The sequence below is a fragment of the Nocardia sp. NPDC051030 genome (assembly GCF_040683015.1).
Taxonomy (GTDB): domain Bacteria; phylum Actinomycetota; class Actinomycetes; order Mycobacteriales; family Mycobacteriaceae; genus Nocardia.
This window is the reverse complement of sequence record NZ_JBFBCD010000008.1, coordinates 157,703-180,037: the sequence shown is the minus strand read 5'-3', so window position 1 is coordinate 180,037 and position 22,335 is coordinate 157,703. Positions and strand designations below refer to the sequence as shown.

At 66.1% G+C, this 22,335-nt stretch carries 20 protein-coding genes; 13 read left to right on the top strand and 7 right to left on the bottom strand.

Annotation, left to right across the window (positions count from 1 at the left end; genetic code table 11):
• Window positions 1-2 precede the first annotated feature (2 nt).
• Window positions 3-1,430: an aminotransferase class I/II-fold pyridoxal phosphate-dependent enzyme gene (locus AB0N05_RS26385; RefSeq protein ID WP_364698536.1), complete on the bottom strand. Its 1,428-nt coding sequence runs from the start codon at window positions 1,428-1,430 to the stop codon at window positions 3-5.
• A gap of 122 nt (window positions 1,431-1,552) precedes the next feature.
• Between AB0N05_RS26385 and AB0N05_RS26380 the strand changes: the two genes are divergently transcribed.
• The 8 genes from AB0N05_RS26380 to AB0N05_RS26345 all read left to right on the top strand — a co-directional run bounded on the left by AB0N05_RS26380 (window position 1,553) and on the right by AB0N05_RS26345 (window position 9,578).
• Entirely contained in the window at window positions 1,553-2,389 is an 837-nt protein-coding gene (locus AB0N05_RS26380) for a nitrilase-related carbon-nitrogen hydrolase (protein WP_364698535.1), read from the top strand.
• A 16-nt stretch (window positions 2,390-2,405) separates the two neighbouring features.
• Window positions 2,406-3,827 (top strand): dihydropyrimidinase, encoded by a 1,422-nt coding sequence (hydA, locus tag AB0N05_RS26375; RefSeq protein ID WP_364698534.1) that lies wholly within the window; start codon window positions 2,406-2,408, stop codon window positions 3,825-3,827.
• A 27-nt stretch (window positions 3,828-3,854) separates the two neighbouring features.
• Window positions 3,855-4,892, top strand: coding sequence for a TIGR03842 family LLM class F420-dependent oxidoreductase (locus tag AB0N05_RS26370; protein WP_364698533.1), 1,038 nt, complete (start codon window positions 3,855-3,857; stop codon window positions 4,890-4,892).
• Between the two features lie 253 nt (window positions 4,893-5,145).
• On the top strand, window positions 5,146-6,072 hold the full coding sequence (locus AB0N05_RS26365) for an ABC transporter permease subunit (RefSeq protein WP_364698532.1): 927 nt from the start codon (window positions 5,146-5,148) through the stop codon (window positions 6,070-6,072).
• Complete coding sequence (locus tag AB0N05_RS26360) at window positions 6,069-6,935, top strand: ABC transporter ATP-binding protein (RefSeq protein ID WP_364698531.1); 867 nt, start codon at window positions 6,069-6,071, stop codon at window positions 6,933-6,935. The genes AB0N05_RS26365 and AB0N05_RS26360 overlap by 4 nt, the downstream gene beginning before the upstream one ends.
• Complete coding sequence (locus AB0N05_RS26355) at window positions 6,932-7,705, top strand: ABC transporter permease subunit (protein ID WP_364698530.1); 774 nt, start codon at window positions 6,932-6,934, stop codon at window positions 7,703-7,705. Before AB0N05_RS26360 ends, AB0N05_RS26355 begins: the two co-directional genes overlap by 4 nt.
• A complete protein-coding gene (locus AB0N05_RS26350) occupies window positions 7,702-8,844 on the top strand; it encodes an ABC transporter substrate-binding protein (RefSeq protein ID WP_364698529.1) in 1,143 nt (380 codons plus the stop codon). The genes AB0N05_RS26355 and AB0N05_RS26350 overlap by 4 nt, the downstream gene beginning before the upstream one ends.
• Before the next feature lie 53 nt (window positions 8,845-8,897).
• Entirely contained in the window at window positions 8,898-9,578 is a 681-nt protein-coding gene (locus AB0N05_RS26345; RefSeq protein ID WP_364698528.1) for a TIGR00266 family protein, read from the top strand.
• A gap of 312 nt (window positions 9,579-9,890) precedes the next feature.
• On the opposite strand, the gene AB0N05_RS26340 is transcribed toward AB0N05_RS26345, so the two are convergent.
• Window positions 9,891-10,409, bottom strand: coding sequence for an NUDIX domain-containing protein (locus AB0N05_RS26340; protein ID WP_364698527.1), 519 nt, complete (start codon window positions 10,407-10,409; stop codon window positions 9,891-9,893).
• Window positions 10,410-10,538: 129 nt separating this feature from the next.
• On the opposite strand from AB0N05_RS26340, the gene AB0N05_RS26335 reads away from it, so the two are divergent.
• The gene (locus tag AB0N05_RS26335) at window positions 10,539-10,919 is read left to right on the top strand and encodes a nitroreductase family deazaflavin-dependent oxidoreductase (protein ID WP_364698526.1); all 381 of its coding nucleotides are present in this window, start codon (window positions 10,539-10,541) and stop codon (window positions 10,917-10,919) included.
• Between the two features lie 10 nt (window positions 10,920-10,929).
• Here the strand turns inward: AB0N05_RS26335 and AB0N05_RS26330 are convergent, their stop codons facing one another.
• Window positions 10,930-11,433: a nitroreductase/quinone reductase family protein gene (locus AB0N05_RS26330; RefSeq protein WP_364698525.1), complete on the bottom strand. Its 504-nt coding sequence runs from the start codon at window positions 11,431-11,433 to the stop codon at window positions 10,930-10,932.
• 155 nt (window positions 11,434-11,588) lie between these two features.
• Between AB0N05_RS26330 and AB0N05_RS26325 the strand changes: the two genes are divergently transcribed.
• Window positions 11,589-13,133, top strand: a complete 1,545-nt coding sequence (locus AB0N05_RS26325; RefSeq protein ID WP_364699101.1) for a glycosyltransferase family 39 protein — start codon at window positions 11,589-11,591, stop codon at window positions 13,131-13,133.
• A 96-nt stretch (window positions 13,134-13,229) separates the two neighbouring features.
• Here AB0N05_RS26325 and AB0N05_RS26320 read toward each other — a convergent pair whose 3' ends face one another.
• A complete protein-coding gene (locus tag AB0N05_RS26320; protein WP_364698524.1) occupies window positions 13,230-15,287 on the bottom strand; it encodes a CocE/NonD family hydrolase in 2,058 nt (685 codons plus the stop codon).
• 305 nt (window positions 15,288-15,592) lie between these two features.
• Here AB0N05_RS26320 and AB0N05_RS26315 point away from each other — a divergent pair, with 305 nt between their 5' ends.
• Entirely contained in the window at window positions 15,593-15,919 is a 327-nt protein-coding gene (locus AB0N05_RS26315; RefSeq protein ID WP_364698523.1) for a hypothetical protein, read from the top strand.
• 21 nt (window positions 15,920-15,940) lie between these two features.
• Here AB0N05_RS26315 and AB0N05_RS26310 read toward each other — a convergent pair whose 3' ends face one another.
• Together AB0N05_RS26310 and AB0N05_RS26305 are read right to left on the bottom strand one after the other, a co-directional pair.
• Window positions 15,941-17,179 carry a helix-turn-helix domain-containing protein gene (locus AB0N05_RS26310; protein WP_364698522.1) on the bottom strand — a complete coding sequence of 413 codons (1,239 nt, stop codon included), beginning with the start codon at window positions 17,177-17,179 and terminating at the stop codon, window positions 15,941-15,943.
• Window positions 17,180-17,189: 10 nt separating this feature from the next.
• Window positions 17,190-18,989 (bottom strand): AMP-dependent synthetase/ligase, encoded by a 1,800-nt coding sequence (locus AB0N05_RS26305; RefSeq protein WP_364698521.1) that lies wholly within the window; start codon window positions 18,987-18,989, stop codon window positions 17,190-17,192.
• A gap of 339 nt (window positions 18,990-19,328) precedes the next feature.
• Here AB0N05_RS26305 and glnA point away from each other — a divergent pair, with 339 nt between their 5' ends.
• Window positions 19,329-20,765, top strand: a complete 1,437-nt coding sequence (gene glnA, locus AB0N05_RS26300; protein WP_364698520.1) for a type I glutamate--ammonia ligase — start codon at window positions 19,329-19,331, stop codon at window positions 20,763-20,765.
• Between the two features lie 76 nt (window positions 20,766-20,841).
• A complete protein-coding gene (locus tag AB0N05_RS26295) occupies window positions 20,842-21,714 on the top strand; it encodes a patatin-like phospholipase family protein (RefSeq protein WP_364698519.1) in 873 nt (290 codons plus the stop codon).
• A 79-nt stretch (window positions 21,715-21,793) separates the two neighbouring features.
• On the opposite strand, the gene AB0N05_RS26290 is transcribed toward AB0N05_RS26295, so the two are convergent.
• A complete protein-coding gene (locus AB0N05_RS26290) occupies window positions 21,794-22,276 on the bottom strand; it encodes a MarR family transcriptional regulator (protein WP_364698518.1) in 483 nt (160 codons plus the stop codon).
• Between the last annotated feature and the right edge of the window lie 59 nt (window positions 22,277-22,335).

Below are 22,335 nucleotides of genomic sequence, written 5' to 3'. Positions count from 1 at the left end.
GGTCAGGCGCGGCGGATGCGGCGGTAGGTGGGGACCGCGACGGCTGCGGTGGCGAGATGGGTTGCCAGTTCCGGGATTTCGGTGGGGTGCAGGGTGGCGATGGTGAGGCGGAGGTGGTCGGTGTGGGGGTGGTCGGTGAGTTCGAAGGGGCCGCCGGGGGCGGCCTTGATGCCTGCCGCGGCCAGGGAGATCATGGCGGCGTTCTCGTCGGTGACGGGGAGCCACAGGTTGATGCCGTCCCGGCGGGGGATGTGGATGCGGTGGCGGGAGAGGGATTTTCGGAGGAGTTCGGAGCGGGTGCGGTAGGTGGTGCGGGCCGTCGCGACCGTGGTGCGGGCGGCCGGGTCGGCGAGCATGTGCAGGAGGACTCGTTGCAGGAGGCGGCTGGACCAGCCGGGGCCCAGCATGCGGCGTTCGATGACCGGATCGAGGAATTGGGCCGGGCCGCCCGCTACCGCGAGGCGGAGGTCCGCGCCGTGGGATTTGGAGTAGGAGCGAATGTGGACGGTGTGGGTGGGGCGGCGGGTGCCCAGGGAGCGCAGGGGGGAGTGGGCTATGCCGTCGGAGTGGTCGTCTTCGATGACGAGGAGGTCGGTATTCGCGAGGATCTCGTCCAGCTCGCGGACTCGGCTCGCGGAAAGGGATGCGCCGGTGGGGTTTTGGGCTCGGGGCTGGTAGAGCAGGGCCGTGGGGGAGTAGGTGGCGAGGGCGTCGGCCAGTTCGGGCGGGAGCAGGCCTGATTCGTCCATGCCGACCGGGATCGGGCGTGCGCCTATGCGCGAGAGCAAGTCGAGGAAGGGCGGAAAGCAGGGGTTCTCGACGAGGACGGCGTCCCCGAGGCGGATGTGCGCGGCGAAGAGGCGGTCCACCGCGTCGAGAGCGCCGTCGAGGACCGTGAAGCGTTCCGCGCGCAGGGGCCAGTCGACTCGGACCATGGCCTCGAGTTCGGGGAGCATGGCGTCGCCGAGGTAGGTGGCCGAGAGATCGTCGATCGCGCCGTCGTCGGCCAGGACGCGCAGGGCCGAGGTGAGGTCGGGGAGTAGGGCGGGGTCGGGGACGCCTCTGGAGAGATCGATGCGGAAGCTGCTGTCGGATTGGGAGTGCAGGCGCTGATAGCGCCCGGCGGGGGTCGAGCGGACCGGCTGCGGCATGGTGTCGACGAAGGTTCCGGCGCGGCCGCGCGCCACGATGGCACCGGTGGCGGCGAGGGCGCGCCAGGCCTGATTGACGGTGGCGGGGGAGACCTTCAGTTCGCGTGCCATATCGCGCACGGTGGGCAGCCGGGTGCCGGGTGGCAGCGCGCCGGAGCGGATTCGGCGGCTCAGGGCGGCCGCTATGCCCGCCGCGGTGCGGTCGTGGACGTGCGCGGTGACCTCGGCTGCCACCACACCGGCCGAGGTTGCGTCGGGGGGTCCGAGTTCGGTTGTCACAGTTCGATTCTGCGATGGACACCGGGTCGCAACCAGCATCACCCCCAGGATTTACGATTGCGAAACTGTTTCCGCCGATTTGTAACACAAGGTGATGCGTATCGGGTGCAGTATTACAAAGCATGGCAATCGTTCGAGCTGCGCTGGTCCAGACGAACTGGACCGGCGACAAAGAGTCCATGATCAAAGCCCACGAGGACTACGCCCGGCAGGCCGCCGCGGCAGGCGCCAAAGTGATCTGCTTCCAGGAGCTGTTCTACGGGCCGTACTTCTGCCAGGTGCAGGACGCCAAGTTCTATGAGTACGCCGAAACGGTGCCCGGGCCTACCGTGGACCGGTTCGCCGCACTGGCAAAGGAACTCGGCATGGTGATGGTGCTGCCGGTGTACGAGCAGGAACAGAGTGGCCTGCTGTACAACACCGCCGCCGTCATCGACGCCGACGGCAGTTACCTGGGCAAGTACCGCAAGCATCACATTCCGCAGGTCAAGGGGTTCTGGGAGAAGTTCTACTTCCGGCCCGGCAATCTGGGCTGGCCGGTGTTCGATACCGCGGTCGGCAAGGTCGGCGTGTACATCTGTTACGACCGGCATTTCCCGGAAGGCTGGCGGGCGCTGGGGCTGGCGGGGGCGGAGATCGTGTTCAATCCGTCGGCGACCTCGCGGGGACTGTCGAGTTATCTGTGGAAGCTCGAGCAGCCCGCTTCGGCCGTGGCCAATGAGTACTACATCGGCGCGATCAACCGGGTCGGTATCGAGGAGCTCGGTGACGATGACTTCTACGGCACCAGCTATTTCGTCGATCCCGAGGGCAAGTTCGTCGGTGAGGTGGCCTCCGATACGAGCCCGGAACTCGTTGTGCGCGACCTGGATATGGATTTGATCAAGGTGGTGCGGGATCGCTGGGCGTTCTATCGCGACCGGCGTCCGGATGCCTATGGCCCGCTGGTGAATCCGTGAGGGCGGTGACTTTCCGATGACTCGCGTATTCATTCACGGCGGAACCGTGGTGTCCGCCACGGGTTCTCAGCTGCTCGACGTGCTGATCGACGGCGAAACCATTGCCGCCGTCGTGCAACCCGGCACCACCGCGCTGGGCACGGATCTCGCCGCCGCCTCCGATGTCGTCATCGACGCCACCGGCAAGTATGTGATCCCGGGCGGCGTGGACCCGCACACGCATATGCAGCTGCCCTTCGGCGGGACCGAGGCCTCGGACACCTTCGAAACCGGTACTCGTGCGGCGGCGTGGGGCGGCACGACCACGATCGTCGACTTCGCCGTGCAGAAGCCGGGGGAGCGGGTGCAGGACACCCTCGCCCTCTGGCATGGCAAGGCGGACGGCAAGTGCGCCATCGACTACGGCTTCCACCAGATCGTCGGCGATGTGAATGCCGAATCCCTCAAGGGCATGTCGGAATTGGTGTCCGAGGGTGTCACCAGCTTCAAACTGTTCATGGCCTATCCGGGCGTCTTCTACTCCGACGACGGCCAGATCCTGCGCGCCATGCAGACCGCGGGCGACCTCGGCGCACTGCTGATGATGCACGCGGAGAACGGCATTGCCATCGACGTGCTCGTCGAGCAGGCGCTGCAACGCGGCGACACCAGCCCCTACTTCCACGGCACCTCACGGCCCTGGCAGATGGAGGAGGAGGCCACCCACCGCGCCATCATGCTGGCGCAGCTGACCGGCGCACCGTTGTACATCGTGCACGTATCGGCCAAACAGGCCCTCGAGCAGATCGCCATGGCACGCGGTAAGGGCCAGAACGTTTTCGGCGAAACCTGCCCGCAGTACCTGTACCTGTCGCTCGAAGAGCAGTTGGGCGCACCGGGTTTCGAGGGCGCGAAGTGGGTGTGCTCGACGCCGCTGCGGTCGCGGGAGGAAGGCCATCAGGACGAGCTGTGGCGCTATATCCGCACCGGCGACGTCACCAGCGTGGCCACCGACCACTGCCCGTTCTGCATGAAGGGCCAGAAGGATCTGGGCCTGGGTGATTTCAGCAAGATCCCCAATGGCATCGGCGGCGTGGAACACCGCATCGATCTGATGTTCCAGGGTGTGAAGGACGGCCGCATCTCCCTGGAGAAGTGGGTGGAGGTGTGCTGCACGGCCCCGGCCCGCATGTTCGGGATGTACCCGCGCAAGGGCATCATCAGCCCCGGCGCGGATGCCGACGTGGTGATCTACGACCCCAACGGGCACACCAGCATCGGCCTCGGCAAGACCCACCACATGAACATGGATCACTCGGCCTACGAGGGCTTCGAGATCGACGGGCATGTGGACACGGTGCTCTCGCGCGGCCGCGTGCTCATCGACGGCGGCGAATATCTGGGCAGCGCCGGGCACGGCCGATTCGTGAAACGCGCCCTGGCGCAGAACCTGATCTGACCCCTGACTCGAAACGGAGAGTGCCGCATGGATATCGGTGTGGTGCTGCAATGCACCCCTCCCGCGTCACGGGTGGTCGAACTCGCGAGACTGGCCGAGACGCACGGGTTCTCGCATGTGTGGACCTTCGATTCGCACCTGCTGTGGCAGGAGCCGTATGTCATCTACAGCCAGATCCTCGCCGCTACCCGGAAAGTCGTGGTCGGGCCGATGGTCACCAACCCGTCCACGCGTGATTGGACGGTGACGGCCTCGACCTTCGCCACGCTCAATGACATGTTCGGCAATCGCACGGTCTGCGGAATCGGCCGGGGCGACTCGGCCGTCCGCACCCTCGGTTGGCGGCCCGCCAATCTGGCGACGCTGCGCGAATCCATCGGCGTCATACGGGAACTCGGCAATGGGCGCAGTGCCCAGGTCGGGGACACGGTGGTGCGATTCCCGTGGGCCTCGGCGTCGCGGCTGCCGGTGTGGGTGGCCGGATACGGCCCCCGCGCATTGGATCTCACCGGTGAGGTGGCCGACGGCTTCATCCTGCAACTCGCAGACCCGGACATCACCGCGTGGACCATCGCCCGCGTGCGGGCCGCCGCCGAGCGCGCCGGACGCGACCCGAAGGAGGTGAGCATCTGCGTGGCCGCGCCCGCCTACATTACGGACGGCACGGTCGCGGGCCTGAAACACGCACGAGAACAATGCCGTTGGTTCGGCGGCATGGTCGGCAATCACGTGGCGGACATCGTCGCGAAATACGGTGCCGACAGTGAGGTCCCCGCGGCCCTGACCGAATACATCGCCGGACGTCAGGGCTACGACTACAACCAGCATGGCCGGGCCGGAAACACCCACGCCGACTTCGTCCCCGACGCCATCGTGGACCGCTTCTGCCTACTCGGCACCCCGGACGAGCACCTCGCCCGCCTCGGCGAACTGGAAGCCCTCGGCGTGGACCAGTTCGCCGTCTACCTCCAGCACGACGCCAAAACCTCAACCCTCGAGGCCTACGGCGAATCCGTCCTCCCCCGCCTGGGCCGCCCCGTCACAGCCACGGAGAGTGCGTCGTGACAACGCGATTCGCGAAGCCCGGGAGTCTGCCCAGGATTCGACGCGATCTGCACGTCGGAGAGTCCTCGCCAGGCTGCGGCCACGGCGCGGGAATCAAGATCAGGGAGCACTGGTGGCAGTTTCGGGGCTCGATTCCCGCTACCACAGCTCCCTCAGGGCGGAACCACCTCGGCATGCTGTCGGGATCTAGATCGGGGATCAGGGCGCGATGACTACAGATTTAGCTCGCGCGGCTTCGCTTCTGGAGCCGGGTGTGGATCCTCTTGCGGTGGTCGAGCCCGTCTCGCCGTTGAGGCGGGCCGTCGGGGTCGGGGCTAAGGCTCGGGCGCTGTTGTATCCGATTGCCGCGTTCGGGTTACTGCTGCTCGCTTGGGAATTGGTGAAGGTGTTCGTGCCTGCCAATGGGGTGAGCATTGGGGAACAGCGGGTTTTGCCGCGTACCTCGGATGGTGCGCTGCCGCATGTGTGGGCGGTCGTGACCGTGCTCGGGGATCAGGACGGGAAGTCGACGGTCGGCGCGACGTTGGTGCGGACCGGTGGATTCACGCTCGGGCTGGCGCTGTCGGCCTTGGTGATGGGGACCGTGGTCGGTGTGCTGCTGGCGGTGCTCATGCAGCGGTTCTCGTGGGTGGAGCGCGGGCTGTTGCCGTATGTGATCGTGTCGCAGACGATTCCGTTGATCGCGCTCGCGCCGCTGGTCGCGGGGTGGGGCGGCAAGATTCATATTGCGGGGCAGCCGTGGAAGCCGTGGATGAGCATTGTCGTGATCGCGGCGTATCTGGTGTTCTTCCCGGTCGCCATCGGGATGCTGCGGGGGCTGCAATCGCCGTCCAAGGCCTCGGTGGAGCTGCTGCACAGTTGTGCCGCCGGATGGTGGGCCACGTTGCTGCATTTGCGATTGCCCGCGGCGGTGCCGCATCTGCTGCCCGCACTGCGGTTGGGGGCGGCGGCCGCGGTGATCGGGTCGGTGGTCGCGGAGATCTCCACCGGGACCGCGGGCGGGATCGGCCGCCAGATCATCGTGTTCTCCCAGCAGTCCACCGGTAATGCCGCGCGCTTGTATGCGGCGGTCGTCGCGGCCGCGCTGCTCGGTGTGCTGCTCACTGCTCTCGTCGGCTTGGCCGAGATCGTTCTGCGCCGGTACAGCCGTCCGGGGCATGCTTCAGGAGGTTCCCGTTGACCGTCGAGACATCGACCGAAGAGCCGGTGGCGACGCCCGATTCGGCGGCCGCCGTGGAACTTCGCGCCGTCGGCAAGATTTACACCGCCGGTGCGGTCACCGCGCTCGAGCACATCTCGCTGAGCGTGGCCGCCGGGGAATTCGTCTCCCTGATCGGACCGTCCGGATGCGGCAAGTCCACGCTGCTGCGGATCGTCGCGGACCTGGAGCAGCCCACATCGGGAACCGTTGTGGTGCACGGGAAGACGGCTCGGCAGGCGCGACGCGATCAGGATTACGGCATCGCCTTCCAGCAGGCCGGTCTCCTGGACTGGCGGACCGTGCGGGAGAACGTGGAGCTGCCACTGCAATTGCATGGCGTCGGCAAGAAGGAACGCCGGGCGCGAAGCGCGGAACTACTCGAGATCACCGGATTGAGCGATTTCGCACAGCGCTATCCGGCGGAACTCTCCGGTGGAATGCAGCAGCGCGTCGCCATCGCCCGCGCGCTGGCCCGCAAACCGCCACTGCTGCTCATGGACGAACCGTTCGGCGCGCTGGACGAGATGACTCGCGAGCGTATGCAGGGGGAACTGCTGCGTATTGCCGAAGAGACGGGGGCGGCAGTCGTTTTCGTGACGCACTCGATCCCGGAAGCGGTATTCCTCTCCGATCGCGTGGTCGTCATGTCGCCGCGACCGGGCCGCATCACCGCCGTGCTGGACACCGGCGGCTGGGGGCGCGACGAGGAGGGCGACGTGCGATCCAGCGAGGCGTTCTTCAGTGCCGTCGCCGCCGTACGCGCGGCCCTGCACGAGGGGCACGAGCCCACGGCGAACGCCACGACCGCGCAGGACAGCACGGCGGGGCGGGACCTGCGATGAAACGTGTGCTCGAGACCTGGCTTCCGCCGGTCCTGTTCGGCGTGACCCTGCTCGGTCTCTGGCAAGTGCTTACGGTGGCGGCCGGTGTCCCATCCTTCCTGCTGCCCTCGCCGAGCTCGATCGCGGACGCGTTCTCCAAGAACTTCGACTCGATCACCAAGGCGGCCACCTCCACCGGGGCCAATGCGCTCATCGGACTGATGTCGGGCGCGATCCTCGGTATTGCCGCCGCCATTCTCGCCGTGCGATTCCGTGTCGTAGACGGACTGCTCGGCTCGCTGGCGGCGGGCGCGGCGGCCGTGCCCATTGTGGCGCTGGCACCGCTGCTCAACTCCATGTACTCCACCACCACCGACCTGCCCCGCCGCCTGGTCGCCACCATCGTGGTCTTCTTCCCCGTATTCGTCAGCACCGCAAAGGGATTGCGCCAAGTCCCGCAGGTGCACGCCGACCTTATGACCGCCTACGCCGCCACCGGCTGGCAGATCACCCGCACCGTCCGCCTGCCCGCCGCGCTCCCACACCTGTTCACCGGCCTGCGGATCGCCGCCCCCGGCGCGGTGATCGCGGCCATCATCGCCGAGTACTTCGGCGGCCTGCAGCACGGCCTGGGCAGCCGGATCACCTCCGCCGCGGCCAATACCGCCTACCCGCGCGCCTGGGCGTACGTCACCGCCGCCATGATCCTCGGCCTGATTTTCCTGGCCGCCGTGCTGTTGCTCGAACAGCTCACTCGCAGACCCCGCACCACCATCTGGAGATCGAAATGAGAAGTACCGCACACAAATTCCGCTTCCGTGCCTGTCTGGCGGCCGCCGCGCTGGGACTGGCCGCGCTGACCGGTTGCAGCACGACCGACAACTCCACCACCGCCGACGGCCTGACCAAGGTGAAACTCCAGCTGCAGTGGTTCAAACAGGGGCAGTTCGCGGGATACCTGGCCGCGGTGAACCAGGGGTTCTATAAGGAACAGGGTCTCGATGTCGAAATCCTCGACGGCGGAACCGATATCGTGCCGCAGACGGTGCTGGCGCAGGGCCAGGCCGACTATGCCATCGCTTGGGTGCCCAAGGCCCTCGCCTCCCGCGAAGCCGGGGCCGGAATCACCGATGTGGCGCAGATCTTCCAGCGCTCGGGCACCAAGCAGGTCGCGTTCAAGACCGCGGGCATCAACGGCCCGGGCGACCTGCGCGGCAAGAAGATCGGAAACTGGGGCTACGGCAATGAATTCGAGCTCTTCGCGGGTATGGGCAAGGCCGGTCTCGACCCCGCCAAGGATGTGAAGCTCGTCCAGCAGCAGTTCGATATGAACGCCTTCCTGGCCCACGATATCGATGCCGCCCAGGCCATGTCCTACAACGAGTACGCGCAACTGCTCGAAACCAAGAACCCGGACACCGGAAAGCTCTACACCGCAGCCGATTTCACCGCCATCGACTGGAACGACCAGAACGTGGCCATGCTCCAGGACGCCATCTGGGCCAATACCTCGAAGCTGAAGGATTCGAAGTACGCCGATCAGACGGTCAAGTTCATTGCCGCCTCGCTCAAGGGCTGGGCGTTCTGCCGCGACAATGTCGACAAGTGCCGCGATATCACCGTGGCGGCCGGGTCCACCCTCGGCGCGAGCCATCAACAATGGCAGATCACCGAGGTCAACAAGCTGATCTGGCCCTCGCCCAAGGGAATCGGCCTGATGGACACCGCCGCCTGGGATCGCACCGTGGCCATTGCCAAGACCACCAAGAACGCCGATGGCGCGACCGTGCTCACCAAGGATCCCGACACCGAGGCCTACACCGTCGAGTACGTCACCAAGGCTCTCGACATCCTGAAGTCCCAAGGCGTGGATGTCACCGGAAGCGGCTATGCGCCAGCACAGGTCACGCTTTCCGAGGGCGGCAAATAGTCGACGGGCCGCGTTCGGCGTGCTCGTCGGCCTGCGCTGTTAGGGTCGCAAACATGAAGGTAGAACTGCGGCACAACCCGTCGTCGACCATTGCCCGCTGCTTTCTGGCCGGGGGTGAACCGATGCGCGTGGAGAGCGGGGCCATGGTCGCGCACTCCGCGGGAGTGACCCTGGCCGCCAAGGCCGAGGGCGGCATCCTCGCCGGGCTGAAGCGCTCGGTCCTGGCGGGGGAGTCGTTCTTCGTCTCCACATTCACCGCGCCGCAGCAAGGCGGCTGGGTGGATGTGGCTCCCGCGCTGCCGGGCGACATGCTGTCTCTCGCAATCACTCCCGATCGGCCGTTCTACATCAGCCGGGGCGGCTGGATCGCCAACTCGCACGATGTGACCGTGGAGGCCAAGTGGGGCGGGTTCGCGAACCTGTTCGGCGGCGAGGGCGGATTCGGCCTGCGCGCCCACGGGAATGGTGAGGTCGTACTCGGCGTCTTCGGTGCCATCGACGTGATCGATCTGGCCCCCGGCGAGCCGGTGACCATCGATACCGGGCATGTGGTGGCCTACGACCTGGCCATGAACTTCACCATTCGGCGGGCCGTGTCCGGGCGGTCGCTGCAATCGCTCAAGTCGGGCGAAGGCTTCGTCTTCGACTTCACCGGCCCCGGGCGGGTGCTGTTGCAGACCCGGAATCCAGGGGCTTTCGCGGCCTGGGCGGGATCGGTAGCATCCTCGGGCTAGTCTTTGTGACCCAGAACACAGTAGCGCTGCGCAAAAAGGCTCCCTCAGGACATGTGAATCGTGCATGCTTCACATGTTCGACGTGTCACCAGATAGATGAGGAGTAGCGCATGTCCGGATCCGCTTCGGATTTCCTGGCCCAGGTACTGATCAAGGCCGTGCAAGGCCTGTTCGCAGGTAGCTCCGGCCAGTAGCCGCCCACACGTGCCACAGCCCATCGAGTCGCGCGGGACTCGATGGGCTGTTTGCGTTTTCGACGGTACGTGCCGGAACAGATAGGTGGACAGCGAATTTCGCTGGAGGCGGGTCGGGTCAGCGGAGGAGGTCGGGGATGAGGACTCGGGTGTCGGGGACGAAGGGCCAGGTGGGGTTTTCCAGGTGGGAGAGGAGTTCCTCGTCGGTCCACCACCAGCCTGCGACGATCTCTTCCGCTTGTAGGCGGATCGGGCCGTCGTAGCGGAGTTCGTAGGCGAAGAGGTGGCAGCGCATGGGGCGGCCTGCCCATTCGCCGTCCCAGGATGCGCCGGTGAGGGGGAGGGGGCGTTCGTCGCGTGGGCCCGTGACTATGCCGAGCTCCTCGCCGAGTTCGCGGATTGCGGCCTCGGCAGGATCTTCGCCCGGGCCGAGTACGCCACCGGCAAGGCAGTCGTGCATACCCGCGAATACCGCCTTGGTGTCGGTGCGTTTGTGGACGAAGACTCGTTTGCCGTCCTCGGAGCGCACCAGGACGCCTGCGCTGGCGTGCCAGAGGCCTTGCGCGTAGACGACGGACCGCTCCTGTGAACCGATCTCTCGGCCGTGCGCGTCGTATACCGCGATCATCTCCGACATGAGCTGCGCTCCTTCCGCCCCCGCCGCGCGATCGAGCGGCCCTTCCTGCACCTTAGCGATGCCGCGCGCCCCGCCCGGCGTCGGCGTAGCCTCTGTGACGCAACCGTTTTCGTCGGAGAGGACGAGACCATGCCGCTGCCGCAATCGCTGGCCAAGATCAATCGGCGGATCAGTAACCCCGTGCTCGGGGTGATGGCCCGGGTCGCACCGGGATTCGGCATCGTGATTCACAAGGGGCGCAAATCCGGCAGGGTCTATCGGTCGCCCGTCATGGTCTTCGGGCGCGACGGCGGCTACCGGATCGCTCTCACCTATGGGCGCGATGTCGACTGGCTGAAGAATATCCGCGCCGCCGGGAAATTCGACTTCGAACACCGCGGCCGCACGGTGACCCTGACCGACCCGGTGGTCGGCCAGGACGCCTCCGCCTCCTGGGCACCGCCGATCGTCCGGCAGGTGCTCGTGGCGGTCGCGGCCGAGTACTACGTGCAGGCCCGCCCGGCGATCTAACCTGGTCCGGTCAGCGCAGAGTCAAGCGGATGACCACGCCGCCTTGCTGCCAGGTTTGGTAGATGTCGGCCTTGTTCGGATTGCCGGCGGCGTCGAAGCCGATGCCATTGAACTTGGCGTTCGCGTGGTTGTCGCGGGCGACGATCTCGAACAGGCGCATAACGGATTCGCTATCGGTGAAGACCTCGCCGTCGGCGGTGCGCTTCGGCCCGCCGAGCGAGACCTGAACGGGGACGTCCTTGCGAATGTTCTTCACCCACGGCCGCAGCGAGGTGCCGATCAGGAGTTCGCCGTCGTGCCGGGTGTAGGCGACGGGGACGTCGTAGACCTTGCCGGACTTGCGGCCGGTCACAGAGATGACGAGCAGTCGCTTGCCGACTTGCCCACCCAGAACGGGGACGCGCAGCAGCGTGCGGATGAGGTTGTTGAGTACGCCCTGGTAGGAGGGGATGGGCCCCGGGCCCGTAGTGGACGGGGTGCCATAGGGATTGGTTTCAGGTGTTTGCTCGGACATGCCGGTCTCCTTCGCTGAATCGCGGTGCACGGCAAGCGCATACGGGTTCGAGTATAGGACCCTGACGGTCGGCCCGTAGGGGCATGCGCGGGTGCGCGGTAGATTTGCTGATGTCCGGACCAGTCCGCTCTGTTGAGGAGCCCGCTTTGACCGAGGTGATGGATCGTTCGGGTCGACCCGGCGGTCGCGGGCGGCATGCCGTGGCGGAGGAGCAGGCGGGGATGGCTTGGCGGGCGGTTTCGGGGGTGGCGGTTCCGGCTGCTGTGGTGTTGCTGCTATCGGCTACTCGGTATGGGTACTTCGGGGATGAGCTGTATTTTCTGGCGGCCGGGCGGCGGCTGTCGGCCGGATACGCCGATCAGGGGCCGGGCTTGCCATTGCTGGCTCGGGTGATGGATACGGTCGCGCCGGGGTCGTTCTTCGTATTGCGGCTGCCCTCGGTGCTGCTGACGGTGGCGGCAATCGTGTTGTGCGCCATGCTGGCTCGCGAGTTCGGAGGCGGACGCTGGGCGCAGGTACTGGCGGCGGTGGGGTACGCGACCTCACCATTTCTGCTCTTGCAGGGCACCATGCTGACCACCAATGCGGTGGATACGGCCCTGTGGGTGATCATCACCTGGCTGGTGGTGCGCTGGGTGCGGGTCCGCGATGACCGGCTGCTGCTGGCGGCCGCACTGGTCACGGCGGTGGATATGCAGGTGAAATGGCTGATCCCATTCTTCTGGATTGCCGTGGTGGTCAGCAGCCTGGTGTTCGGCCCGCGCGAGTTGGTCCGGCGGCCGCTGCTGTGGCTGGGCGGGCTGATCGTGGTGGCGGCGACCGTGCCCGAACTGATCTGGCAGGCGCGCCACGACTGGCCGCAATTCGAGATGGGACGAGTGATCAGCGCCGAACAGGGGATCCTCGGCGGGCGATTGCAGTTCGTGCCCCTCTCGATCAGCCTGGCCGGATTCCTGGGCGCGCTACTGCTCATGTGGGGCCTGTGGGCGCTGCTGGTGTGGGAGTCCATGCGGCTCTACCGATTTCTCGGCGCGACGCTGATCCTGCTGTACGTGGCATTCCTGGCCACCGGCGGCCGGATCTACTACGCGGCGGGCATGTACGCGGTCATGATCGCTGCGGGCGCAGTGGGATTGGTGACCACGGCCGAGCGACTGCGACCCCGCTGGCGGCGCACACTCACCGGCGGGACCGTGGCACTGGCGCTCGCCGCCGGAGTGTTCGTACTCTTCTCGACACCGTGGCGGTCGGCCGAGGACATTCACCCGCCCAAGGACGATGCCCAGGCCGCCATCAATATCGGCGTGTACGGATCCTTCGGCTGGCACGAGCTCACCGACCAGGTCGTCCACGACTACGACCAGCTGCCACCGGAGCAACGGGCGCACGCGGTGATCATTACCGACACCTATTGGCAGGCAAGTGCTTTGGATCAGTTCGGCCGTGATCAGCTGCCGCCGATCTATAGCCCCAGCCGTGGGTTCGGCTACTTTGGCACCCCGCCCGACGACGCCTCGGCCGTGCTCGCCGTGGGCGGCTACGACGCGGTGCTGCGCACCCAGTTCGACCACGTGGAGCCGGTCGGCAAGGTCGACACACGACTCGGCTTCCCGGGCAATACCCAGGACGTCACCATCTGGAAATGCACCGGCCCGAAGAAATCGTGGTCACAGGTCTGGCCGAACTGGATGCACCTCTAGCCCGGCTATTTCGCGAACAGCGGTGTGAGGGAACACGGCGGCGGCGACCAGCCGTGCTCCCTCGTCCCGACCCCCCGGGTCATTGGCGGGAAACCGTCAGTGCGAGAACGATCCCGCTGGTGCCAGCGGCACCACCAGGCTCGACGGCCACACCGAATTCCGCTGAATCTGCTGCGAAGTGCCAAGCAGTCGCGGCAGATCCGTCGGAATCGGAATCGTCGACGGGAAGGTGCCACTGGTGATCCGCACCCGCAGCGCATGTCCCGGCTCGAGCCGGTAGAAGGTGGGCCGCAGCTTGACCGCGATCGGCACCACCTCGCCCGGCGTGAGTAGCTGCTCGGTCTCCTTGGTGACAATATGCTCCGGCGCGTACACGGTGCCGTCCGGTGCGCGCCAGGTCTTGGCCTCGTTCAGCGTGCGCTGACTCGCCAATTGCGAACCGCCGGTGATGTTCACGGCCGAACCGTCCGGCGCGACATCGTCGAGCCACACCTGGAACGCCGCATCGGTGCCGGTGGAGGAGGCGTACAGATTCACGCTGGACGGCCCGGCCAGCACGGTCGGCTCGGTCACCGGATCCATGGTGTACCGGCTGCCCCCGGCCGGTTCCTGCACCCACTCCGTGCACGGGTTGTAGGCATTGAAGACGCGGAACACGAAGTCGAGCAGCCCGGCCGTGTACTGGCCCAGGGTCTGCCGGTTGCAGATATTGTCGATGCCCGAGTAATCCAACCGGTCGGACCCGTCGGTCGCGATCGGCGGCTGTGCCACCAAGCGGTTTCCATCGAACCAGCGCTGTGTGACCGCCGCCTGCTCGAACGGATAGCGCGCGGTATCGGCCGCATTATTATTCGCGTCGATGACATGCAGTGGCCTGTCGGTGTTCTCGACCCCGTTCTGAATGTCCTTGAGCCACCGGTCGAACCACGCCAGGGTGATCTTATCGGTATCGAGCCGCGAGCCCGGGCCCACGCCGATCCCCACGTGATACCAAGGCCCCATGAGCAATTGGTAACGCCCGTCGCCCGGCTGATCGCCCGCCATGGGCGCGAACTCATCCCGCCCCGCCGCCAGGTTCTGCAGCTGCGAGAAATTGCGCAGCGGCCCTTCCTGATACAGATCCCAGAAGCCGCCGATCTGGTACATGGCAATGCCCTTGTCGACCAGATTGTGCATATCGGTCTCGAAGCGGCGCTCCTGCCACCACGAGGTGTCATACGCCAGATTGCCGCCCGCGTATCCCTCCAGTAGCAGCTTGATCGGGCTGTCATTGGCGATCACGGCCTTCAGGTGATCGATCAACGAGGTGAGGAAGGTCTGCGGTGACACCACGGCCGTCAGGAACGGCCCCATCAAGCTCAGGTATGGCACCAGGAAGCAGATGGCGGTGAGCAGCAGCGGGCTCATCATGCCGTCGTGATTGAGCACTTCATTGAAGATATTGTTCGGCATCGCGATCGGCACAATGGCTTTCAGCGGCGAATCCGGCCCGACCGATTCGGCGGTGCGCATGGCGTCCAGGGCCGGGAACGAATACCCGAACATGCCGACCTTGCCATTGGAGCCGGGCAGTTTCGCCGCCCAGTCCACCAGCTCCACGCCGTCCAGGCCGTCCTGCTTGGACGCGGGATTCCATGCGCCCGTGGACCCGCCGGTGCCGCGCACATCCGCGATCACCTCGATGTACCCGTGCCGCACCAGCATGTCCTGCGCGCTGGTGGCCTGATTGATCACGCGGCGCACGTCTTTGAGCTGATCGGGCAGCTGAATGTGCAGATCGTCGATGACGCCGGTAATGGCCGCGGTGAGCGCGCTCGTCACCGCGCCGTAGGTCGTGAAGTTCACGATCACCGGGAAGTCCCCGGCCGCACGCTGACCGGTTGCCGGATCGGTCGGATACCGCACCTCGGCCTGCAATTGGGTGCCGTCCGAGAGTGGAACCACATGCCCCAGTTCATATCCGATGCCGTACTTCTCCGGCGTCGGCTGATAGTCGGCGGGCAGGCCGAAATTCGCGGGCGCGCTCGGCACGGGGCCACTCGTCGGCACCGCGCCGGCGGGGGAGGCGCTGGATATGGCCAGCGCCACCACGGTCAACCCGGCGGTGGCGAGCGGGGCGAGACGGCAGCGGCTCGGCCGGGGCTTGATTCTCAAGGATCTACCTCTGCGGATGGTCGGGAGGCTGCGGCGGGCAGGTGCCGCCCCGAGACCTCGTCGTCGGGATTCAGCACACCGCACAGTTGGGGGGCCGGGGTACCGGCAATCGCCAAGACTCGATCGAGCGGGATTGTGCTCATTGCACAAAGTGGAATTGGTCGTCCGGGATTCTCGGGAATGCTACGGTTGCTTCGGCGATCTGGCTGGTTGCCTTGGGTTTCATCCGGGGAAAGTGTTTCCAAATGGTGCTAATTGCGCCAGGTGTTGTAGGGGGAGAGATCGGCATGGCCGATGGTGTCAGCGTGCGTGTACCGACCGGTTGGTTGGTTGAAGTCAGATCCACCACGCATTCCGCTGTCCCGCAAAGAGTCCGGATCGTCTACGGCGGCAGGGAACTGAGCTACGAAGGCACCGGATCGGGGGAGGTCATCGCCACCGAGCACGTCGTTTTCGATGTCCCCGCGAAAATCATCTGCGAGTACTCGGCCGACGACGGGCAGACGTGGCTGGAAAGTCGCTACCGGATTCACGGTCCCACCAGTTTCCAAGGGCAGTACCAGTTCGCGGTGCGCGCCAATAATGGAGACGGCGAGGACCGGGTGTCGGCGCAGTTCCTATGGCGCGAGTGAAGTAGCGGCCGTCTGCTCGAATTACGGTGCGAAAGCGGCCGATTCGAGCCGACGGGCGATGCGCGCGGCCGACAGCGTCATGGCGTCGGTCGGGCGATGCGGGTCCAAACCCGTGAGCTCATGCACCCGGGCGAGACGGTAGGTGACCGTATTGCGGTGGATATTGAGCAGCCGCGCCGTGGCCAGCTGATTGAAACCGCTGTCCACGAACACTTCCAGGGTCTCGGCCAGCAGCGGCTGCGGATCCAGCGGGGCCAGGACGGCGGCCAGTCCGGTGCGGGCGGTGTCCCCGGCCGCGACGGTGTACTCGAACATGAGGTCCGCGCGGCGGCACACCACCTGCGGGCGATCCAGGCAGCGGCCCAATTCCGCGAGCATGCGGGCCTCGTGGAAGACGTCCGGAATGCGATCGCGGGATGGCGCGGTGGTCACGCCGACCCAGAACGGTGCGGGCTGCGGCGTGCGCTGCGTCGGCGATTTCGCGGGCTGCGCGGCGGGTTGTGCAGACTGCCCGGTCGGCTGCGCGGGCAGGCGGGCGGCGAGGGCGGAGGCGGTCGCGGTGCCATCGTCTCCGGGTTGCAAGGGGAGCAGCGCGGTCCAGCCGCCGCTGTCCAGGCGCAGGAACACACCCGGAATGGCCTCGATGCGGTGCCGCAGCTCGCTGGTGTCCGCGCCCGCCCGGCCGCCGACCGCGCCGAGGCGGAACACCGCGATCAGGAAGGCATCCGGCACCGCGATGGCCGGTTCATCGGCCCATTCGATCGGATCGCGGCCGGTGAGCAGCGCATCGGCAATGGCCCGGCGGCGTTCCAGCAGCTCCCAGCGCGGATCGTGAATGCGCCGCACGCAGGCCGTCGCGATCCGGGTGGTCACCAGCGTCACGTAGCTCAGCAGCGGCAGCGCGGCATCGGCGAGGAGTTCGCGCTCGGTGTCGGAGGCGGCATCGCGAATCTGGGACCAGATGTACTCGGCCCCGATTCGGTAGCGGCCGAGCACTTCCTCCAGGGATTCGCCGTCGCGGACCCGGCCCAGCGCGATCTCCACCACCTCGCGGGTGTCGTCCTCGCTGGGGGTTTTGCCGGAGCGCAGGAAGTCGAAGAACAGGTCGACATTGAGCTTGGAGCCCCGCTCGAAGCCACTGGCCACCATCTGCTGCGGCAGATTGCGGTACGGCGGCAGCGTGGTCGGGAATTCCTCCCGCGCCACCACGGCGCGCCGATACAGCTCTTCCAGCGCACGATCCCGGGTTCGCGGTTGCATAACTCTCCTACTACGCGTACAGCGAGTCGATAGTAGCGGCGTAGTTGGTTGCTATTGGTTTGCGCCTCAGTTTTCCGGTTGCCGTGAGGTTGTCGCTGCCCGGCGCCCACACCTCCGGCAGGACCGCGAACTTCTTGATCTGTTCCACCCGGGAGAGCTTGGTATTCGCCACATCGACGCCGGATTGGATGCTCGCCAGCACGATCGGATCCTGGGCCAGCGCGGCAATACTGCGATCCGGTAGCTGGTGGCGTTCGGCGAATGCGGCGGCCAGATCGGGGTCCAGGCAGATGAGCGCGGTGTTGTAGGAGCGGCCCTCACCGATGGCGACCACCGTGCCCGCGAGGGGAGTGCTCTCGGTGACGGTGTTCTCGATATTCGTCGGCGACATGTTCTTGCCGTGCGCGTTGATGATGAGTTCCTTCTTGCGATCGACGATCCTCAAGAACCCCTCCGCATCGATCTCGCCGACATCGCCGGTGTGCAGCCAGCCGTCGGCGTCGACGGTCTCGGCGGTCTTCGCCGGGTCATTGCGGTAGCCGCGCATGACCATCTTGCCGCGGATCAACACCTCACCGTCCTCGGCGATGCTGACCTCCGCGCCCGGGAACGCGGTGCCGACCGTGCCGATCTTCACGCGATTCGGGCGGCCCATGGTCGCGCCCGCGGTGCACTCGGTCATGCCGTAGCCCTCGACCAGCGGCAGGCCCAGGCCGAGGAAGAACTCGTGGGTGTCCTTCGGGATCGGAGCCGAACCGGTGACGGCGATGCGGACCTTGTCCAGGCCCAGCTTCTCTCGAATGGTGGACAGGACCAAGCGGTCGGCCAGTGCGTACCGCGCGGACTCCAGGAAGTTCTGGGCGCGGCCATCGGAGACGGCGCGGGCGCGGGCGCGGCCGGTGCCGACGGCCCAATCCACCAGCAGGCGACGGGCTCGGCTCGGTTCGGCGGCGAAGCGTTCCTCCAGGGACGCTTTGACTTTCACCCACACGCGGGGGACGCCCAGGAATACCGTCGGATGCACCTCACCGATGGCGGCGGCGACCTGCTTCAGATCCGAGCAGGTGGTGATCTCGCCACCCGTGAGCAGGGACAGATAGTGCGCCAGCCAACGGTTGGCGGCATGGGCGTCCGGCAGGTACGAGATCACCCGATCCTCGGCGGTGCCGCCGCCGAATTCATCGATGACGCGGGCGTTCTCGATGAAGTTCGCGTGCGTGAGCTCGACGCCCTTGGGCGGGCCGGTGGTGCCGGAGGTGTAGACGATGGTGAGCAGATGCTCGGGATCGACCGCGCGCCAGGCGGCTTCGAAGTCGTAGTCGGCATTCGCGGTCGCCTCGACGGCCGCCAGGGCGATTGTTCCGGCCGGGGCGTCGTCGATACAGATCACGTGGTCGACCTTGACGCCCTGCTCGGCGGCCTTTGACACCGCGGCCAGCACCTGTGGCGCGAACTGGCTCTCGCAGATCACGACCTTATTGCCCGCATTGCCGAACTGGTAGGCGAGCAGGTCCACCGGATTGGTGTTGTAGACCGAGAACGGGGTCGCGCCGGTGTGCAGGATCGCGGTGTCGCACAGGTGGAATTCGGGGCGATTGGTCATCATCAGCGCGACGGTGTCACCGGGGGAAACGCCCAGTGCGGCCAGGCCGGTGGCGATGGCGCGCACCCGGTCACCGTATTCGCGCCACGTGATGGCGACACCGCCGCCGAGCGTGCGCACCGCGACCGCGTGCGGATACCGCGCCACATTGGCCTGGAAGGCCTCGCACAGTGTGCGGGGGGCGTCCGCTACCGATGATGAACTCACGACCTACCTCTGGCTAGCACGATATCGAGGCCCCTCGGCCCCGAGTTGTATCCAGCACACCGCACAAAGATGGGTGCTGGCCAGGGGCAATGGACAAGATCTGAGGTGATCGACTTGTGCAATATGCCCAAATGGCGATGAGTCGGAATTGCCGATTCGGCGCGAGGTTTACCATCTCGCGCCCGAGTTCACATGAAAATAACGAATGATCTTGTTGGGCAATCTGATTCGCTTCCACGGGGGTGGCCGTCGGACGTATCGTGTTAGCACTAAGAGGACCGCCGGAGCCCGACCGGGCCGTCCGATCGGGTAGCGGTGAGACTGCACGAGGAGCCAGCGGTGATCACCCCTACTACCCATGGAGTTCAGGACTACATCAGCGCCGAGGAAGTCCAATACGTCGACATCCGATTCTGCGACGTACCCGGCGTACAACAGCACTTCTCGATTCCCGCCAAGATGTTCGGCGAGGATCTGGTCGAGAACGGCATCGCCTTCGACGGGTCGTCGGTGCGCGGCTTCCAGGCGATCCACGAATCCGACATGCTGTTGCTGCCGGATCTGCGCACCGCCCAACTGGATTCGTTCCGCGCCGCCAAGACGCTCAATATCAACTGCTTCGTGCACGACCCGCACACCCGCGAGGCCTACAGCCGTGATCCGCGCAATGTGGCGCGCAAGGCCGAGGAATACCTCAAGAGCACCGGCTACGCCGACACCGCTTACTTCGGGCCCGAAGCCGAGTTCTACATCTTCGACTCGGTCCGCTACGACACCACCATGAACGGGGCCTTCTACGAGGTGGATTCGTCCTCCGCGGACTGGAACACCGGCGCGCGCCTCAATGCCGACGGCACCCCCAACCGCGGCTACAAGGTCCGCCCCAAGGGCGGCTACTTCCCCGTCGCCCCCTACGACGCGGACGTCGACCTCCGCGACCGCATGTGCACCAACCTTCAGAACGTCGGCTTCGAATTGGAGAAGGGCCACCACGAGGTCGGCACGGCGGGTCAAGCCGAAATCAACTACCGCTACAACACTTTGCTCGCCGCCGCCGACGACCTCATGCTCTACAAATACATCATCAAGAACACCGCCTGGGAAAACGGCAAGACCGTCACCTTCATGCCCAAACCCCTCTTCGGCGACAACGGTTCCGGCATGCACGTGCACCAATCCCTCTGGAAAGACGGCTCCCCCCTCTTCTACGACGAGGCAGGCTACGCGGGCCTGTCCGACCTGGCCCGCCACTACATAGGCGGCCTCCTACACCACGCCCCTTCCCTCCTGGCCCTCACCAACCCCACCGTGAACTCCTACAAGCGCCTGGTCCCCGGCTACGAGGCCCCCGTCAACCTCGTCTACAGCCAGCGCAATCGCTCAGCCGCGGTACGCATCCCGGTAACCGGCACCAGCGCCCCCGCCAAACGCCTCGAATTCCGCTGCCCCGACTCCTCCGGCAACCCGTACCTCTCCTTCGCCGCCATGATGATGGCGGGCCTCGACGGCATCATGAACAAAATCGAACCCGCCCTCCCCGTCGACAAGGACCTCTACGAACTAACCCCCGAAGAATCCGCCCAAGTAACCCAAACTCCCCCCAGCCTCGAAGCGGTAATCGACCGCCTCGAATCCGACCACGACTACCTCACCAACGGCGGCGTCTTCACCGAAGACCTCATCGAAACCTGGATCCGCATCAAACGAGAAACCGAAATCGCCGAAATAGCCATCCGCCCCCACCCCTACGAATTCGACCTCTACTTCGACGTATAGGCCTGCCTCGGTGCGACTTCCATTGTCGCCGCGCTCATTTCGACGCACAGGGGGTGAGTGTCGCTAGGATCGCGGCATGGAGAGTCGCATTGTCGATCGGACGTCCGGTGAGAGCGTTCGGCGTTCGGTTGTTCTGGGTGGGGGCGGCATCCCCGGGACGGCGTGGATGACGGGCTTGGCTGCTGAATTGCGCCGCCGTGGAATCGATCTGGGTGCGGCCGACTCGATCGTCGGCACCTCCGCGGGCGCGGTGGTCGGGGCCGCGCTGATAGCGGGACGGGATCTGGACGCGTTCGCCGACGATCCACGTCCCCCCGGCAGCACGCAACCGCCGACAGCGGTGAAGCCCGAACTGGTCGCCACCGTCTTCTCGGTGTTGTCGGACCGGACATTGGATCGCGACACGGCGCGGCGCACAGTCGGTCGACTGGTGATGGCCGAGGAACCGGCGCAACCGGCGCACATCGAACCGATGGAGTGGCTGGTCGGTGGCAACGACTGGACGGATCACAGGCTGCAGATCGTCGTCGTGGACGCGGCCACTGGCCAGCGCCAGGTCTGGGACAGTAGCAGCGGCGTTCCCCTGCCGACCGCCGTCACCGCAAGCCGTTCCTTCCCCGGAGCCTTCCCGCCCGTCGTCGTCGGAGACCGCTACTACATCGACGGCGGAGTCTGGTCGCCCACCAACGCGGACCTCGCCCCGAACTCGGACGCCGCACTGATCATTGAGCCGCTGGCGCACCGGTTCCCGCCCGAACAAGTCCGAGCCGAACTCGCGAAGACCGTAACCGACACCGTCATTCGGTTCGCCCCCGACGCGGCCACGATCGACGTATTCACCAGGTCCGCAACCAATCCGGACGTCCTCGCTGCCTGGCCGGAAGCGTTCCAAGCCGGGATCCGCCAAGCAGACGACCTGGCAAAGCAATTGATCGACGCAGGCTGGTAGCCGCCGAAGCGCTGATCCGCACCCGAGCCGAGCTAGCGGTCCTGAGTCGATACGGCGATAACTGGATTCGTCAACGCGATCACCCGCTACCGCCGCCCGTGGCCTCCCGCCGCACGGTTTCTGCGATTCGGGACAAGGCCGTGCCGAGGTTGCGGCGTTGTCCGGCGGTGAGGGGGTCGAATACGAGGCGGCGGACCTGCGCGACGTGTCCTGGTGCGCTGTCGATCACCTGTTGTCGGCCTGCCTCGGTCAAGGTGGCAAGGGTGTAGCGGCCATCGCTGGGGTCGATTCGGCGTGCGATCCATCCGCGTGCCTCGTAGCGGTCCATCAGCTTCGACAGGCGTGGGAGCGTGCTGTCGCAGTCACGGGCCAGCGCGCTGAGCCGCATGGTGTCCTGATCTGTCATCGACAATCGCGCGAGCACGCTGTACTCGAAGTTCGACATGCCGGCGTCGCGTTGCAGCTGACGATCCAGCGCTGCGGGCAGCGCGATCACGACGGTGAGAAGGTCCTGCCACAGCCGCTGTTGCTCGGCGTCCAGCCATGGTGACGGTTCGTCCATGCCGACCACTTTACTTGCCCAGGAAATAGATTTCTATTGCTCAGGCAAGTAATTGTCGC

Excerpts from the sequence above, each read along its gene's own strand:
- AB0N05_RS26290 (WP_364698518.1), bottom strand. The coding sequence starts at position 22,276 with ATGGACGAACCGTCACCATGGCTGGACGCCGAGCAACAGCGGCTGTGG.
- AB0N05_RS26295 (WP_364698519.1), top strand. The coding sequence starts at position 20,842 with ATGGAGAGTCGCATTGTCGATCGGACGTCCGGTGAGAGCGTTCGGCGT.
- AB0N05_RS26345 (WP_364698528.1), top strand. The coding sequence starts at position 8,898 with ATGAAGGTAGAACTGCGGCACAACCCGTCGTCGACCATTGCCCGCTGC.
- AB0N05_RS26340 (WP_364698527.1), bottom strand. The coding sequence starts at position 10,409 with ATGTCGGAGATGATCGCGGTATACGACGCGCACGGCCGAGAGATCGGT.
- AB0N05_RS26310 (WP_364698522.1), bottom strand. The coding sequence starts at position 17,179 with ATGCAACCGCGAACCCGGGATCGTGCGCTGGAAGAGCTGTATCGGCGC.
- AB0N05_RS26350 (WP_364698529.1), top strand. The coding sequence starts at position 7,702 with ATGAGAAGTACCGCACACAAATTCCGCTTCCGTGCCTGTCTGGCGGCC.
- AB0N05_RS26355 (WP_364698530.1), top strand. The coding sequence starts at position 6,932 with ATGAAACGTGTGCTCGAGACCTGGCTTCCGCCGGTCCTGTTCGGCGTG.
- AB0N05_RS26330 (WP_364698525.1), bottom strand. The coding sequence starts at position 11,433 with ATGTCCGAGCAAACACCTGAAACCAATCCCTATGGCACCCCGTCCACT.
- AB0N05_RS26380 (WP_364698535.1), top strand. The coding sequence starts at position 1,553 with ATGGCAATCGTTCGAGCTGCGCTGGTCCAGACGAACTGGACCGGCGAC.
- AB0N05_RS26335 (WP_364698526.1), top strand. The coding sequence starts at position 10,539 with ATGCCGCTGCCGCAATCGCTGGCCAAGATCAATCGGCGGATCAGTAAC.
- hydA (WP_364698534.1), top strand. The coding sequence starts at position 2,406 with ATGACTCGCGTATTCATTCACGGCGGAACCGTGGTGTCCGCCACGGGT.
- AB0N05_RS26370 (WP_364698533.1), top strand. The coding sequence starts at position 3,855 with ATGGATATCGGTGTGGTGCTGCAATGCACCCCTCCCGCGTCACGGGTG.